Source organism: Methylobacterium sp. WL69 (assembly GCF_008039485.1).
Classification (GTDB): Bacteria; Pseudomonadota; Alphaproteobacteria; order Rhizobiales; family Beijerinckiaceae; genus Methylobacterium.
In genome coordinates, this window is record NZ_VRUZ01000031.1 from 1 (window position 1) to 14,690 (window position 14,690).

Here is a 14,690-nt window from a genome sequence, read left to right on the forward strand (position 1 = left end):
CCGGCCGCCCCCGCCACCCTGGCCAACGACCTGCGCCCGACCTTCGTGGCGCAGAACCCCACCGACATGGTCACCTCGAAGCTCGTCGGCCTGACGATCCAGAACGGCGCCAACGAGACCATCGGCGAGATCGCCGACGTGGTCCTCGACGAGAAGAGCACGGTGAAGTCCTGGGTGGTCGGCGTCGGCGGCTTCCTCGGCATCGGCACCAAGTACGTCGCCATCGACCCGAGCGCCCTCAAGCTCGCCCGCGTCGACACCACCACCCTGAAGGCGACCATCGACACCAACAAGGACCAGCTCCGCGCCGCGCCCGAGTACATCTACCTCGGCAAGGCCAAGGCCGACGCCAAGACCGATGCCAAGACGGACGCCAAGACCGACATCAAGACCGACACGAAGCCGGCCGAGGCCAACAGGGCGCCGTAGGTTTCTCGAAGGTCGCCGTCGGAGCGACGCGCCGCATCGACCGCCCGGCCGCCCTGCGGCTCGGGCCGTCGACACGGAGCGGGACCGTCCTCACGGGGCCGAGGCGGAGATGGGATCGGAAGCCCGCGCAGCGATTGAGAAGCCCGCGCGGCGATTGAGAAGCCCGCGCAGCGCTGCGGAAAATCCGCGCGGGTCCGAGGGGAACCGATCGTCGCATGGCGGAGCGATCGGCGGCGCAAGTCCGAGGCCTGCCCCGATGGCGTGTCGGAGGCAGGCCCCCGCGAGGCCGGACCGAGTCGGCGCCCTCGCTCGGTCGGCGCCTTGGCTCAGTTGGCGCCCTTGCTGGCGTTGTTCTCCTTGCTCTTCTGCATGTGCGCCCGGCGGTTCTCCTCGAACTCGTCGACGGCCGCCTCCGTCTTCTTCGCGTCGGCCTTGGCGCTCTTCGATTCCGGCTTGGCGCCCTGGGCGTGTGAGAGCACGGGCACGAGGGCGACGCCGGCGATGACGGCGCCGGCGCACAGGAGCTTGAAGGGGTGCAACATTTTTCTATCCTCCCTGAGAGACATAAATATAATGCCTGCTTTGTCCAGCATTGCAATGGGCCGGGCGGATGATTTATCAGTCGAAGACTAGTATAATAATAACATCGTCATAACATGATCTTTCGCAAGTTTTCGGGGCGCGACCGACGACTGGAGGATGCGGAACACCGACGATGACGGGCCGTTCGCGCGCCCTGCCCGATCCCGCCGGATCGGATCGCCTCACGCGGGGATCGGCGGAAGCGGCGGCGGACGTTCGGGGCCTCGTGAAGCCGCAGCTCCGCACGACCGTCGACGCGGTGCGGGTCCGACGACGGCAGCCGGTGGGCGCGGGCGTCGTCCCGAGGGGCGCTCAGTCCCCCTGGCGGATGAAGCTGTCCGGCGTGCCGGTGCCGGCGGTCACGAAGCGGATGTCGCGGGGTTCGCGCCGGGGGGTGTCGACGGAGAGGAACACCATCGGCTCCTCCAGGATTTCCGGCACCGAGTGGACCACCCCGCGCTTGAAGAACACCAGGGTGCCGGGGCCGACCTCGATGGCGGGCTCGTCGGCGAACTTCATCAGGCAGCGGCCCGACAGGGCGTAGAGGTACTCGTCGCAGGACGCGTGGCTGTGGGGCGGCGTCGGCCGGTAGACCCGGAACACCCGGGCGCTCGCCGCCGGATCGTCGGTGAAGCGGTGATCGGCCACCATGGTGTCGGCGGTCTCGGGGAGCCGGGCGGCGTGCGCCGCGACGTCGAACACGCCGTGGGCGGTGAGGGATGCGGGGCCGTCGCTCTTGGGGGTCGGGCTGTCGCTCATTGGGGGGTCGTCCTCCGGCGGGGTCTGATTTTCGCCGGAGGATACCGGGTTTCCGGGGCGCGCCCAAGGGTCGGGGTCAAGGGTCGGGGTCGAGGGTCGAGGTCGAGGGTCGGGGTCCCGCCCACCCTCGGGGCGGCCTCAGTAATTCCACTGCAACTGCCCGCGGAACAGGTGGCCTTCCGCCCGGCCGAGGCGGCGCTCGTCGGCCTCCCGGCGCTTCATCCGAGCATACGCCAGGGTGATCTCGAGGGGCTTGATCGGCTGGAACTCGACGCCGACCTCGACCTCGTCGGTGTCGAGGCGGGGCGCGTTCGTCGCCACCTTCCAGCCGCCGCCATAGGTCTGCCAGCGGGCGTAGGGCATGAACGGGCCGACGGGGGAGTGGTCGACCCGGAACATGGCCTGGACGTAGCCGCCGCTGAGCGGCTTCTCCGCGATCATCCGGGTGACCACGTCGAATTCCGGTCCGCGGCCCCAGTTCCACTCGGCCTGGAGGCCGAACGGCTGCGGATACAGGATGGCGTGGAGGCCGACGCGGGCATCGCTGAACGCGGCCGGGCTCACGCCGCCGGTGCGGATCTCGGGCTGGAACCGGTTGCGGTAGGCCGAGCCGCCGACCTCGAGGACCTGGCCCTCGAACGCCGCGCCGAGGCCGTCGAGGGCGAACGGCCAGGTCGCCATGCCGGCCACCATGAGGTCGTCGTTGCGCTCCGTCCGGTTGATGGTCTGGCCGTTGTAGATCCCGACGCCGAAGGCGCCGTAATTGCCGAACAGCTTCTGGCCGCCCTTGGCGAGGCGGTCCCAGAGGCCCTGGACGTGGGCCGGCGTGTAGTAGGCGGTGATGCCGATGTCGCGCTCGCCCGGAATGGCGCTGTTGATGGCGTCCGAGCGGTCGAGGGTGAGGCGGTTCTGCGAGGATTGCAGGTTCTCCCAGCCGTAGGGCACCTTCTGCTGGCCGAAGCGGATCTTGGTCCGGCGCGTGTCGTCGAGGAACACGTCCGCGAAGGCGTCGCGGAGCTGGGCGTAGTTGCCCCGCGGCTCGGTGCCGGCCTGGTTGGCGACGTTCACGGCGAAATCCGGCTGGAGATAGATGAACACCCGCTCGTGGATGTCGCCCTGCAGGACGAGGCGCACCCGCCGGAAGGTGAAGTTGCCGCGCTCGGAAATGCCGCCGTCGTGGACGGAGCGCAGGCGCGACTGTCCGCTCGGCGTGGTGCCGTCCCCCGACAGGATCTCGTTGACGCGCATCTGGGTGTAGCCGCGCAGGGACAGGCGCTCGAACCAGGTTTTCGGCGTCCCGGCTGGCTTGGGGCCGTCCGCCGGGGGCTGGGGTGGCGGCAGCCACGCGTCGATCCAGGTCTCGGACCAAGTCTCGGGGCGATCGATGGCGAAGGCGGGGCGGTCCACGTGGGCGGCCCGCGTCGCCGCCGGCGGGGCGACGGCCGATTCGACGGGCCGGCCCGCCGCCGGCCGGGTGCCGGCATCGCTGCGATGCGCGACCCGGGCCGGGGCCGCCCGCACCCCGCGGCCGGATTCCGCCTGCGCCCGGATCATCGCCTTGAGTTCGTCGATCTGGCGCTGCAGCTCCGCGACGGTCTGGGCCTGCGCCGGCGACAGCGCCGCGACGCTCCATCCGAGCGCCGCCACCAAGAGGCGTTGTCTCATCTCTCATCCTTCCTGTGTCGCGGCACACCGATCCCGCCGACCTCCGCGCCGGAGGTCGAACCCATCCTGCGGATGGCCTGGATCGGCATGACGGAGGCATCGCCCAAGCAAGGCGTCGTCCCGGCAAGGCATCGCTTAAGATGAACCTGACTGCGCGGCGCAGTAGAGACCGCGAATGACGCCTCTGTGACGATAATTTTTACCCGGATCTGGGGATTATAACCGGACCTCTACGCTCACGTGTCGAGGGCGTTCGATCGACGACCGGGGCTTCACCATCGCGGCTCCCGCGCCGGAGACGCTTTCGCCCACGGCCGAACGGGTTTTCCTAGGCTTGGACTTAATCCCTGGTGGCGCGTGCGCGGAAACACCTCCAGAATGAAAGCAAGCCTCTATCTACATATTCAACAGCAACGCGCGAGACGAACCACCGGATCGCACTGAACAGGTTTTAACAAATCATGACCAAGACCCGCATTGCCGCCCTCGCCACCGCACTTGTTCTTGGCGTTGCGTCGCTCTCGCCCGCCATGTCCCAGGAGCGGACGGGCCGCTACACCGGCTTCCTGTCCCACGAGGTCGAGACGACGGGCACGGTCACCGCCCCGTCCCGCATCCCGGCCTACGGCGGCTGCCCCATGAGCTCCGCCGCCGAGGGCAACGCCAACCAGCAGAACTTCCCCGTGATGCAGTACGGCCAGACCTCGGGCGGCAACCGCTGCTGATCCGGGTTCCCGAGTTTCACCCTTCCCGGATCCGGACTCCCCAGGACACATCGATGATTCTGAAGGGCTTTTCCTACGCCATGATCGGCGCCTTCGCGGGCGGCCTGGCCTTCACCATCCTGGGCACCTCCCACGCGATGATGGGTCTCTGAGGTCCGACGGCCCGTCGGTTTCGTCCGGGGCGGGGGAGCGCAGGCTCCGCCGCCCCGACGCCGTGCGGCGAACGCCACGGCGCCGACAGCACATAAGACCAAAGTCCCATAAATAGGAATTTATGATTGACACCGCGACGCTCCCGGGGTATCAGGAGGGCACGGTCGGGAACTGCGGATGAACGGGGCGGCGGCGATGAACCTCATCCCCATCGACCCCGCCCGGAAGGCGCGGGCCGAGGCGCTGTTTCGCGAGACCCACAAGACCGCCGCCGAGATCGCGGCCGAGACGGACCTCAACGCGGCGACCCTGCGCAAGTGGTGCCGCCAGGAGGCCTGGCGCCCACCCATCGCGAAAACCGCGCCGGCGGACTGGACGGCCCCGCGCTGCGCCGCCCTGGCGCGGATCGACCGCGCCTACGGCGTCACCCGCGACGACCTCGCCGCCGTGCTCGGCCTGACCCGGCGCAGGGCCCCGGCGCTGTTCTCCGCCTGCGGCCTGCCAGCGGCACCGGACCAGGCGCCGCCCGGCCCCGCCATCCTGCGGACCCGGCTCCTGGCCCACATCGCCCGGCAGATCGCGGCCTTCGACGCGGCCCTCAAGGACGCAGCCGGGAAGGACGCGAACCCGGCCCTCGACTCGGCCCGGGTGCTGCGCGACCTCGGCGGCCTCAAGCGCCTCCTCGACGATCTCGAAGCGTCCCTCAGGAGCGAGCCCCATGCGACACGCGGTGAGAGCCAGGACGGCGACGCCGACCTCCCGGCCCTGCGCGCGCAGATCGCGCAGCGCTATGCGGCGTTCGTCGGCGAGCGGCCGGATGCCGGCCTTCCTGGCGAGCCTGCCGCCGCACCTGATCCGGGCCCTGGCCCGTGACTGGCTCCACACGGCGCGGGCCGACCAGCTGCCGCCGTGCCCGTCCCCGGCCTGCATCGAGCAACCCTGGACCACCTGGGCGGTGGTGGGCGAACGCGGCTCCGGAAAGACCCGAATGGGGGCCGAGTGGGTCCGGGCCCTGGCGCTGGGCGACCCGGCCTTCACCGCCCGGCCCGTCGGCCGCATCGCGCTCATCGGCGAGACCTTCGCGGATGTCCGCGACGTGATGATCGAAGGGCCGTCGGGGCTGCTGGCCCTGAACGGCCCGCGCCCGCGCTGGTCGCCCTCGCGAAAACGCCTCGACTGGGCCAACGGCGCCGTCGGCCTCGCCTTCTCGGCCGAGGAACCGGATTCCCTGCGCGGGCCCCAGTTCGGCGCCGCGTGGTCCGACGAGATCGCCAAGTGGCGCTACGCGGAACCCGCCTGGGACATGATCCAGTTCGGCCTGCGCCTGGGCCACGCCCCGCGCGGCCTCGTCACCACCACGCCGCGCCCGATCCCGCTCCTGCGCCGCATCCTCGCCGACCCGGCGACGGTGATCAGCCGCTCGCGCACGGCCGACAACGCCGAAAACCTCGCGCCGCGCTTCCTCGACGCCGTGGTCGGGCGCTATGCCGGCACCCGCCTCGGGCGCCAGGAACTCGACGGCGAGCTCATCGAGGACCGCGCCGACGCCCTGTGGTCCCGCGACCGCCTCGAAGCGACCCGCGTCGCGAGGCCCCCGGAGGACCTGCGCCGCATCGTCGTGGCGGTGGACCCGCCCGCCACCTCGAAGGCCGGGGCCGATGCCTGCGGGATCGTCGCCGCCGGGCTGGCTGCCTCCGGCCACGCCTACGTGCTCGCCGACGCCACCCTGGCGCGGGCGACGCCCGAGGCCTGGGCCGGGGCGGCCCTCGCCCTCTACCATCGCCTGTCCGCCGACGGCCTCGTCGTCGAGGTCAACCAGGGCGGCGAGATGGTGAGCAGCGTGCTGGCGCAGGTGGACCCCGCGGTGCCGGTGATCCCGGTGCGGGCCACCCGCGGAAAGTACCTGCGGGCCGAGCCGGTCTCGGTGCTCTACGCGCAAGGCCGCGTCCACCATGTCGGCGCCCTGCCGGCCCTGGAGGACGAGCTCTGCGATTTCGGCCCCGACGGCCTGTCGTCCGGCGCCTCGCCCGACCGCCTCGACGCCCTCGTGTGGGCGCTGACCCACCTCCTGCTGCGCGGGTCGAGCGAACCGCGCATCCGGCGGCTTTAGAAAACCGGATCGCATCGCCTGGCACGCATCCCCTCACCCTCGCTCCGGCTTTCGCCTTCGCTTGCCGCAGGCACGACGGGGTGCCTGCGGCCCTCTCCCCAGCCAAGCGGGGAGAGGGGGAGTGTGCAGATACCCATAACCTGCACATGCCCCGCATAATCTGAGTCAGAGTTACCCCTTATCGTGCCCACGGGGTTCTCGCCCGCTGGGCCGCGCCTACGCCATTCGATGTCGTCCTCAACGATACCCAGGACATCCCGTACCTGGCCGCACCGATCCTGGCTCGATGCGGCCTAGGTGCGGCAAAGGCCAACTCGTCCTTAATGAAGAACATTCAGTCGAGAACCACAAGCTGGACAAAAACGTAACGCAAAGCGGATAGCGCTACCCGGCATCCGGTACCGTCAGAGTCGAACGCCCGTCTGCACAAGCGGCCGAAGTGCCTCTCGTCCGTCGCGGTTGGCCTATCGAGCGAGAGGTTCGTTGGCAGCCATGCGCACAGGGACAGACGACCGGAAGACCAGTTCGCATCGCATCAGCGGCAGTGCGCAGCACAACGACGCCATGCGTCCATTTTTCAATTGCATCAGTGTATAACCGGTCGTCTAAACTGCCCCCGAGGCCCGGATGTACCATGCATGAATTAAATGCCGCACCTTTTATGGCAATGGCGAAAGGTATTCCTTCTGAGGCAGCGTGTTCGCCCTGACGTGGAGTTCCTGAGGCTTCGCCTGGCCTGTCGACCTGCGCCGCTTGCTCGCGCAAGCGGTGCGTAGAGCCAAGCCATGCTCGGACGTCACACGGCCGCCCACAGGGGACCACAGATTGGCTCTGCATATTGCAAACCGCTTGCGCCAATTCATTTCTTTTAGAGCGTTTCCTATCGGCTCTAGCAGTGATAGGAGTGCTTCAAAGAAATCAGGTTTAAGACAAATGAAAATTTCTACGCTCGCTAGCCCGATGGCTCGCCGCGTGCAGCGGCTCTACCGGGACGAGAATACGAAGCGTTTTCTCGATTGGATCGCCGACAATGGCTACACGGGCCGGGACGCAGACCGCCCCAGCGGCATCGACTACGATGGCAAGACAGTCTCGGAGGTCGCCGAGTTCGAAAAGTCCGAACTCGAAGAGCTGGACCTCAGCCGGGCGCAGGTCGTCTCTATCATGAAGGAGATGGCAGCCAAGAAGCTTGGCGACTTCGTACTTGGGCGCAGGGAGAGCAAATCCCGGTTCGTCTGGAGCTACGAGCCCCTAAGCGTGGCGGCGTGCGCCCAAGGGCGTGCCGCCGAGCCCGTGGCCATCATCGAAGAGGACGATATCGAGGAGGATGGCTCACCGATGGTCCAGTTCGCATCAGCTATTCCGCATCAAGGACGTTCGCATGCCAACAGCTACGCCCTGCATGTGAGGGATGGAGAGGTCACCATCGCCTTGCCTCAGGACGTATCCCGCGATGAGGCGGAGCAGGTAGCCACCTACTTGGAAGGCGTGGCGTCTCTTATCCGCTCCACCCTCATTAGAGGAAGTTCGTAGTCGATTAGGGCTTGAGTTTTGGTTAATAGACCCCATCTTAAGGACGTAGGGCGCCGCGGCGTAGGAGCTCTGCAATCGCCGAGCATCCCCGACGCCTTAAGGTCATTACATGCCGAGAACGGACACGCTTCCCCTCCTTGCCAAAGCCGAGTCCCCCACCAATTCCGCCATGCGTTTGATCCGAAAGCATGGCCTTCCCAACCATCTCCGTCCTAAGGCCATTTCATCGCTCGCGCGCTGGCTGTCGGCCCGCCTCGATTGCCGAACCAGTTGCACGACAGTAGGAACCGAAGCCGACGTTGCGGCTCGTCGCGCCAGCCGCCTCGGCGAGCCCATCGACGCCTTCCGCCTTTCGACTGATGCCTCGTATCGTGCCGGTTGGACGCTTAAGAACCTTCGGCTTGCGGACGGCCACTCGCGGTCGCATGCGGACGCTCAGGTCGTCCATATGGCCAAGAAGGTGCTCAGGGGCTTCCGGGCGGACCGCCTCGATTGGGATGGGCTCACTGACGGGCTCGCCGAACTGCGTTCCCTAATCACGATCTCCGGGCACAAGCGCGTGGCCGTCTCGCCGATTGCTGGGGCTGAGAGCTATCATGCGTGCAAGGGCAAAACCTGGACCCGGGTCATCACCGTCGACAGGCTCCGGCGCATCGGTGCGAAGCACGGCCTTTGCACCGCCGCCTCCCATTCCCGCGCCGCCGACTACGCCCGCGCCCTGCGGGATGGAAGCCTGAAGTTCTACGAGTTGGTCGGCCCCACCGGTTCGTTCCTGGCGCTCCTGAGCATTCGGGCCTCCACGCATAGTGTCGAGGAGATGCGAGGTCCGGGCAACGAGCTCGTCCAAGGCATCAACGGATCGGTGAAGAGGCTCCTCAAGGCTCTCGCCGCCAACGTTGGCGAATGCGACGACCTTCTCGGCGTCGGCTTGTCGGATGGTTTCCTGGACAGGGACCTTTCGCATCCTGACGGCACGTTCGGAGCGACACGCTTATGGCGAGACCCGGAAGGCTCGATCCTTATTGAGGAACAGGGTCGGTGGGCCGCTCTCAGGAAGCTCGACGAAGGCATCTACATCGGGCGGGGCAACTACGATGCCGACAACTTGATCGGCAGCTTGGCCAACGCCGCACTCGCGGGCTCAGCAATCGGGTGAGCATAAGTCCGGTGCCCGGGTCTGTGCTTCCCGGAGGCTGACCTGGGCACCGGCATAGCCCGCTAAGCCTCAAGAGAGGGCACACGAGATGCTGCCTTCCTCGCATCAAGTCGCCGTATGGAGAGAACCATGGCATTCAACGTCCTTGTCGGGCCCTGCGAGATCTGTGCCCGAGCGGCCGACTACGCCTATGGCACGCGCACCTGCGAGGCGTGCGAGACCGATTTCGACAAGCTCTGCATGGCCTGCTCCGAAGGCCCGTGTCCCCATTGCGGAAACGCCTTCGCCCGGACCGGTGACGTCTTCCCGCATTCGCTGTTCAAGGCCATCGAAGCAGGATCGGTCGGGGATGTCGGACGCATCCTCGCCCGCTGCTCGACTGGTCTCGGGCGCATCCACGACAAGTCCGGTCACCATCCCCTGGCCGTCGCCGCTCGCGTTGCGGACAAGGAGAAGGCCGCGGCCCTATGCGCGTTGCTCATCGGCGTCGGCATCTCGCCACATGCCAGGACGGGCGAGGCCAGAAGAACCACCCTGACTTTGATGGCCCGCTACCGTGTCTACCATCCCAAGGTCGCCGACATGCTGTCGGCATCGGTCAACGACGCCGACAGCGGAGGTCAGACAGCCCTCATGTTCGCCGTCGTCGGGCAGAGTCTGTTCGGACAGCGACGCGGTAATCTCGGTATCGCGAAACACCTCGTAGGCATGGGTGCCGACGTCGGCAAAGCCGATACGGGCGGACGGACCGCACTCGACCATGCGAGGAAAGCCAACGACACCGACCGTAATAACGATGTCATCGACTACCTGGAAAGCGTTTAGCAGACCATCTGAAAGCATGCGGGTTATCGAGGCCGGTCGTCAAGACGTGTTCTATGTTTCCAGCGAAGGGTTCCATCAATGACGCTCGACGAGATATTTGAACAGGATCAGGACGCCGGAGTACCAGACGACTTCCCAGAGCTCGTTATCGACGTTCCGATAGAGCTCTTGCGGTCGACGGGCTGCGACTTGAACGAAGGGCGGTGGACCCGCTCGGACGTGAAGGGCATCTATCAACGCATCGACCCAGAGCGATCGGAGATGAAACAGAGGCGGCATGTCCATCTCGCGAGCAAGAAGCATCTATCGGCTACGACCCAGCAGGTTTCATGGAACGACGACGGTTCCAGGCACGATAGGCATAAATTCAACGCCAAGCTCGGCCAACGTGACGATTACCGGACTGCGGCCCGTCTGGCGCTGGGTCTCGATCCGGGTACGGTCCTTGAGCAAATGACAGGTTCTAAGCCTGCGGAAAGAACTCTCCTAAACCTGTATGAAAGTTGGGCTGGCCCCCCACATCATCGCCGCGTATTCCTCACGATGAAGTAATTCTGATGGGCGGTGCGATAGGCTTGTGGACAGATCCCCCACGCGCTTGCCCATCATCGACCGAGCTGCGATCCGTCCCGCCCCAAGGAGAGTTCACCCGATGATAGTCGAGACGTCGCCCCCTTCCCGTTGACCCCGGAGTGCCGCGTCGAACGCCGTGCCTCCGCAATTTCGGAGGCTATCATGCCCAGGACCCTTCTGACCGCGGACAGCCATTTCGGGCACAAGTCCGTCCTATCCCCCCGCTTCAACAACCAGCGTCCGTTCGCATCCATCGATGCGCATGACGAGGCCCTAATTGCTGCCTGGAACGCCGTTGTTCGCCCGGACGACATCGTCTGGCACCTGGGCGATTTCGCCCACAAGTGCAGCCCGAACCACGCCGCGAGCGTATTTTCACGCCTTCGAGGAAAGAAGTTTCTCGTCCGGGGCAACCACGACCAGGGCCTCGGGGATCGGCTGCCGTGGGATGGCCCGGTGGTCGACGTGATGCGCGTCCAGGTCCAGGACCCCGGGATGGTAGCCCCCCAGCAAGTCTGGATTTCCCACTACGCCCACCGTGTCTGGCCGGGGATGCACCGCGGCCACCTCCACCTCTACGGTCACTCCCACGGCAGCCTACCCGGTAGCCGGAACAGCCTCGACGTCGGCGTCGATTGCTGGGAGTGGGCGCCGGTCAGGCTCACTGACATTCAGCAGCGGCTGGCCGAGACCTCGGCAGTTTGTCCGATGGTGCCTGATCAATCCGCCTGAGCCGGCGTATGGGGCCGATCCCGGCGGCAGGCTGACATCCCAGATGCGTCGTGAGCATCCACCAGAAACACCGGGCTTGCTCGGAACGGGATCGGACGCGACCCGTGTGCGATCCGCAGACAACCCTTTGCGATGCCAAGTCTTCGATCCATCACCGCGGTACGGCGCCAAAGCCGCGCCTCCCCCCCCGGCCGTACCCCTATCTCGGCCCAATGACCGCTTCGACCTCATCGAACGTCAGGGTCTCGTTTTTCATCAGGGCCTCCGCAAGAAGCACGACTTGCTCCCAAACCTCGTTGTATTGAAAGCGAAATTCGACCGCGTGAACAAACTCAAAGAACACGCGGGCGCCGAAGTATTCGCGGACGCCATTAGCGTCGCTACGAGCGCCTGCGTTGATGGCATCATCGTTGATGAGCTCATTGTTGTCTTTCAGATAACGTCGCTGCGCCGAAAAACCTGCCGCGCCTACGATTGCCATTTCATATGCCATCCGATGGTCGGTCGTACTGGGCGCTCCGGGATCGGTCTCAACATCGACGCCACCATGCTCGTCATCGACCTGAACAATACTGACAGAACTCGTCGGCTTAATGCGTACATAGTGAGAGCGATGCGCGAGCACCGCATGCCCGGCTTCATGATAGGCGGTCTCGATTTTGGTAGGAGGAGGCAACACTGATATCATCCTTTCCCCATGGACGGGGCCGGGGCGCGTCACGACAAGTCGGGAATGGTAGCCACGACTGGGTCCGGGATAGACACCGGCCCCGCTTCTTCCCCGGGATAGATGGGGTGGGATCGCTGCCCCGGCAGGGGCAGCTCGGTTTAAGACGACCCGAACGGTGACGGTACATCGGCCCGCACAGCCCCCTCCCACCACCAAAATGCGGCTACCTGGGCAAGCGTAGACGCTATTTCGATGATTTTTACAGAGCGGGTTTAAGGAGGTTTGTAAGAGCAGCAAACTCTTGATTCAATTTTGCGAAACAGCCAAGGTAAGCGATCTTAACGGCGAACGCGAGGGCGCGTCCTTGGCTACTTCACCTAAACCAGGAAACAACGACTCAGAACCAGTTAGCTTTTTTGTTAGGCTTACTGATAATGAATTTGAGCCAACAATTCGATCGTGGCGCTGTCCAGCGTTGGATCTTCCAGGGTCAACAGTTCAGGATGTCTATTCAAGGGGCTCTCGTATCGACAAAGAAAAATATCGGATAATTGAGAACCAATCCTATATTCGATGGGTTGCGGATGGAGAGCCACCAGAGCATATTGCCGCGCAAGTTATAGTAAATGCTGAAAATCTTTCCAATCTTGAAGTAGATAAAGACAAAGCAAAGAAAAGCGAGGCTTGGTGGAAAAACTTTGCCGTAGTCGTTCCAATAATTACTGCGTTAATCGCAGCTACAGCCTCTTGGCTGATCGCCAATCGCAGTCCATCTATTGACACGAAGGTCATTAGAGAAAATCTTGGAAAAATAGAAGTAAATATAACCAATGCCTCAAACAGCATTCCTGAGTCCTGCCCAGGCGGCAAGCATGGGCAAACTCCAGATAATGGGCCTCGAACTATAGGATTGCTTAATGATGCTCGCGCTCTTGTTGGCCAGGTAAGGGAGCAGGTAGCTAAAATGCCATAGGGCATGATGATTTTCAGGATTATTTGGCAATTGCCTGCTTCCGGATGTCCTGTGACCGGGAGCAGGCAGATCGCTCAACTAGCCAATTGGTCGAGGAGCGGATTGATCAAACGCAATGCGTTGCTGGTGTATGTGGCGCCTTGCTGAACCTCAGAAACCCACCCTGTTTTACGGGCCGGATACACGTGCTTCTGGCGGTTGCAGCCACCTGTAGCATTCGGGCTCGAAAGGTATGCCGGCAGCCTGAAAATCCGCGAAAACGTAATGGGTCGCGGATGTCGCTAGACGCTATGCGCTACGCTCGGTGTCGCTCGATCCCGATGCCTTGCCCTCGATGGCGGCGTAGCGACCGTCGCCCAGGCTCCTGAAGTAATACCCTCGACCGGCCCGCTCGGACATGTCCTTGGCCAACCGCGCCAGACCACCCTTCCAATGCTTCGCCGCCGCCTCGTGCACCCTGGTCGGCAGGCACTTCCGGATCTGCGCTGGCTTCATCGGCCCGCGCTCAAGCAGCACCCGCCTGACTTCCCACATCACGGAATCCCCGAGAGAAGACGGTGGCGACCGAACCTCGTCCACGGCAGGAGGGGCCGCTGGCGCCTCACCCGTGCGCTCCTCGGCGGGCATGAAGCGCCCGTTTATCTCGCAGATCGGCTTGCCCGCCTCGATCATCGTCCGCAGGCGATACCGGAGCCAGCCGACGGACAAGGGCATCTCCACGTCCGCGCCGCGGTTCAGCAGGCTTTCCGGCAGGGCGTACAGCAAGTCTCCCGCCGGCATCGGGCAGCGCCTGTTCAGCAACGCGAAAACCTCGGTTTCGACGGAGTGCCAGAACGCCTCCTGGGCGCCCGGAACGACCTTCTCGTCCCTCTTCTTGGACATCGACGCACGCAAGGCCGCGCCGCTCTCCCAGACCTTCCGACGGCCCAAGAGCTCGGCCTCGTCCTCGGCCAACCTTCCGACTGCCTCCGTGGCGCCGCCCTTGCGCAGCCGCTCGACCTCCGCGGTCAGCGCCTCCACCCGCGCCTCCAGCACGTCGACCAGCATCGCGGCCTCGTCCAAACCCTCCCGGATGGCGGTCCGCTCCACCTCGAAATTCGCGCGCTCGACGTCCCGGACGCGGCTCTCGTACGCCTGGAACTCGTCCAGGAGCGCCTTGCCAAAGTTCCCGAGGCGCGTCTGCAGGGCATCCGGCAAGGCCATCAGCTCGATCACCGGCTGGTAGTTCCGGGTGGATTTCCAGACCGCCAGCGCGGGACCGACGTCGCTGAACGATCCCTTCGCCAGCAACTCCTCCCGCACCCGCCGTACCGAGACCCGAACGGCGTCCTTGCCGCGTAGGGCCCGTAACCTGTCCGCGACCTCGAAGACCTCGACCCGACTGACCATGACCCGCGCCCCGACGAAGTTCGTGGCAGCATGGGGCCGAGACGTGAAGAAGCGGTCACCTCGACGACATGCCGAAGCAATCGAGGATCGTGTCCGCCGGGAGCGAGGGAAGCATTCGCTGGACACCGGAGGAGCCGACCTGGAAAATGCCACGTACGATTCCAAGTCGGAAAAAAGATGAGACCCTATCAGCCGTTGCGCGTGACCGACCTCGAACGCGTGTTCGAAGCTTCGAAGGATGACCGGGACATCCTCGATGCGCTCATGGCGGAACTGGGTCATCGCACGACGCCCAGCGCCGAAAGGCTCCGCGCGAAGGTCGGGAAGGCCCTCGCGAACCCGAAGCCCGAGCCGGGCCGACAGGGGCGACGTGGCGCCGGCGAGGAAGCCGCGGCGGGGTCGCGTTCGTCCGGTGC

The 14,690-nt window shown here is 65.1% G+C and carries 15 protein-coding genes; 10 read left to right on the forward strand and 5 right to left on the reverse strand.

All coding sequences use genetic code 11. From position 1 onward, the window contains the following. Positions 1-429, forward strand: a 429-nt coding sequence (locus FV218_RS10920) for a PRC-barrel domain-containing protein (protein ID WP_147709721.1), incomplete at its 5' end; no start/stop codon positions are given. A 326-nt stretch (positions 430-755) separates the two neighbouring features. Here the strand turns inward: FV218_RS10920 and FV218_RS10925 are convergent. The 3 genes from FV218_RS10925 to FV218_RS10935 form a co-directional block, all read right to left on the reverse strand. Next, a complete protein-coding gene (locus FV218_RS10925; protein ID WP_056090515.1) occupies positions 756-971 on the reverse strand; it encodes a hypothetical protein in 216 nt (71 codons plus the stop codon). A 352-nt stretch (positions 972-1,323) separates the two neighbouring features. Continuing rightward, entirely contained in the window at positions 1,324-1,770 is a 447-nt protein-coding gene (locus tag FV218_RS10930; RefSeq protein ID WP_147709722.1) for a cupin domain-containing protein, read from the reverse strand. A 138-nt stretch (positions 1,771-1,908) separates the two neighbouring features. Next, the gene (locus FV218_RS10935) at positions 1,909-3,435 is read right to left on the reverse strand and encodes a porin (RefSeq protein WP_147709723.1); all 1,527 of its coding nucleotides are present in this window, start codon (positions 3,433-3,435) and stop codon (positions 1,909-1,911) included. Between the two features lie 461 nt (positions 3,436-3,896). Between FV218_RS10935 and FV218_RS10940 the strand changes: the two genes are divergently transcribed. From FV218_RS10940 to FV218_RS10975, 8 genes are all read left to right on the forward strand, one after another. Then, entirely contained in the window at positions 3,897-4,160 is a 264-nt protein-coding gene (locus FV218_RS10940) for a hypothetical protein (protein WP_147709724.1), read from the forward strand. A 330-nt stretch (positions 4,161-4,490) separates the two neighbouring features. Further along, positions 4,491-5,186 carry a hypothetical protein gene (locus FV218_RS10945; RefSeq protein WP_246685074.1) on the forward strand — a complete coding sequence of 232 codons (696 nt, stop codon included), beginning with the start codon at positions 4,491-4,493 and terminating at the stop codon, positions 5,184-5,186. Beyond that, a complete protein-coding gene (locus FV218_RS10950) occupies positions 5,131-6,423 on the forward strand; it encodes a terminase family protein (protein WP_147709725.1) in 1,293 nt (430 codons plus the stop codon). The genes FV218_RS10945 and FV218_RS10950 overlap by 56 nt, the downstream gene beginning before the upstream one ends. 972 nt (positions 6,424-7,395) lie before the next feature. Continuing rightward, the gene (locus tag FV218_RS10955) at positions 7,396-7,956 is read left to right on the forward strand and encodes a hypothetical protein (protein WP_147709726.1); all 561 of its coding nucleotides are present in this window, start codon (positions 7,396-7,398) and stop codon (positions 7,954-7,956) included. Positions 7,957-8,065: 109 nt separating this feature from the next. After that, positions 8,066-9,112 carry a hypothetical protein gene (locus tag FV218_RS10960; RefSeq protein WP_147709727.1) on the forward strand — a complete coding sequence of 349 codons (1,047 nt, stop codon included), beginning with the start codon at positions 8,066-8,068 and terminating at the stop codon, positions 9,110-9,112. Positions 9,113-9,241: 129 nt separating this feature from the next. After that, positions 9,242-9,937: an ankyrin repeat domain-containing protein gene (locus FV218_RS10965; protein ID WP_147709728.1), complete on the forward strand. Its 696-nt coding sequence runs from the start codon at positions 9,242-9,244 to the stop codon at positions 9,935-9,937. Between the two features lie 78 nt (positions 9,938-10,015). Further along, positions 10,016-10,489: a DUF6367 family protein gene (locus FV218_RS10970; RefSeq protein ID WP_147709729.1), complete on the forward strand. Its 474-nt coding sequence runs from the start codon at positions 10,016-10,018 to the stop codon at positions 10,487-10,489. 183 nt (positions 10,490-10,672) lie between these two features. Beyond that, positions 10,673-11,242, forward strand: a complete 570-nt coding sequence (locus FV218_RS10975) for a metallophosphoesterase (protein ID WP_147709730.1) — start codon at positions 10,673-10,675, stop codon at positions 11,240-11,242. Positions 11,243-11,441: 199 nt separating this feature from the next. Here the strand turns inward: FV218_RS10975 and FV218_RS10980 are convergent, their stop codons facing one another. Then, positions 11,442-11,918 carry a hypothetical protein gene (locus tag FV218_RS10980; protein ID WP_147709731.1) on the reverse strand — a complete coding sequence of 159 codons (477 nt, stop codon included), beginning with the start codon at positions 11,916-11,918 and terminating at the stop codon, positions 11,442-11,444. Positions 11,919-12,213: 295 nt separating this feature from the next. On the opposite strand from FV218_RS10980, the gene FV218_RS10985 reads away from it, so the two are divergent. After that, complete coding sequence (locus FV218_RS10985; protein WP_147709732.1) at positions 12,214-12,885, forward strand: hypothetical protein; 672 nt, start codon at positions 12,214-12,216, stop codon at positions 12,883-12,885. A 288-nt stretch (positions 12,886-13,173) separates the two neighbouring features. Here the strand turns inward: FV218_RS10985 and FV218_RS10990 are convergent, their stop codons facing one another. Further along, on the reverse strand, positions 13,174-14,274 hold the full coding sequence (locus FV218_RS10990) for a DNA-binding protein (RefSeq protein ID WP_187273025.1): 1,101 nt from the start codon (positions 14,272-14,274) through the stop codon (positions 13,174-13,176). Positions 14,275-14,690 lie beyond the last annotated feature (416 nt).

What these genes read in the sequence shown, in the direction of transcription:
- FV218_RS10930 (WP_147709722.1), bottom strand. Translation starts at nt 1,770, where the DNA reads ATGAGCGACAGCCCGACCCCCAAGAGCGACGGCCCCGCATCCCTCACC.
- FV218_RS10990 (WP_187273025.1), bottom strand. Translation starts at nt 14,274, where the DNA reads ATGGTCAGTCGGGTCGAGGTCTTCGAGGTCGCGGACAGGTTACGGGCC.
- FV218_RS10925 (WP_056090515.1), bottom strand. Translation starts at nt 971, where the DNA reads ATGTTGCACCCCTTCAAGCTCCTGTGCGCCGGCGCCGTCATCGCCGGC.
- FV218_RS10970 (WP_147709729.1), top strand. Translation starts at nt 10,016, where the DNA reads ATGACGCTCGACGAGATATTTGAACAGGATCAGGACGCCGGAGTACCA.
- FV218_RS10940 (WP_147709724.1), top strand. Translation starts at nt 3,897, where the DNA reads ATGACCAAGACCCGCATTGCCGCCCTCGCCACCGCACTTGTTCTTGGC.
- FV218_RS10935 (WP_147709723.1), bottom strand. Translation starts at nt 3,435, where the DNA reads ATGAGACAACGCCTCTTGGTGGCGGCGCTCGGATGGAGCGTCGCGGCG.
- FV218_RS10960 (WP_147709727.1), top strand. Translation starts at nt 8,066, where the DNA reads ATGCCGAGAACGGACACGCTTCCCCTCCTTGCCAAAGCCGAGTCCCCC.
- FV218_RS10945 (WP_246685074.1), top strand. Translation starts at nt 4,491, where the DNA reads ATGAACGGGGCGGCGGCGATGAACCTCATCCCCATCGACCCCGCCCGG.
- FV218_RS10965 (WP_147709728.1), top strand. Translation starts at nt 9,242, where the DNA reads ATGGCATTCAACGTCCTTGTCGGGCCCTGCGAGATCTGTGCCCGAGCG.
- FV218_RS10950 (WP_147709725.1), top strand. Translation starts at nt 5,131, where the DNA reads ATGCCGGCCTTCCTGGCGAGCCTGCCGCCGCACCTGATCCGGGCCCTG.
- FV218_RS10975 (WP_147709730.1), top strand. Translation starts at nt 10,673, where the DNA reads ATGCCCAGGACCCTTCTGACCGCGGACAGCCATTTCGGGCACAAGTCC.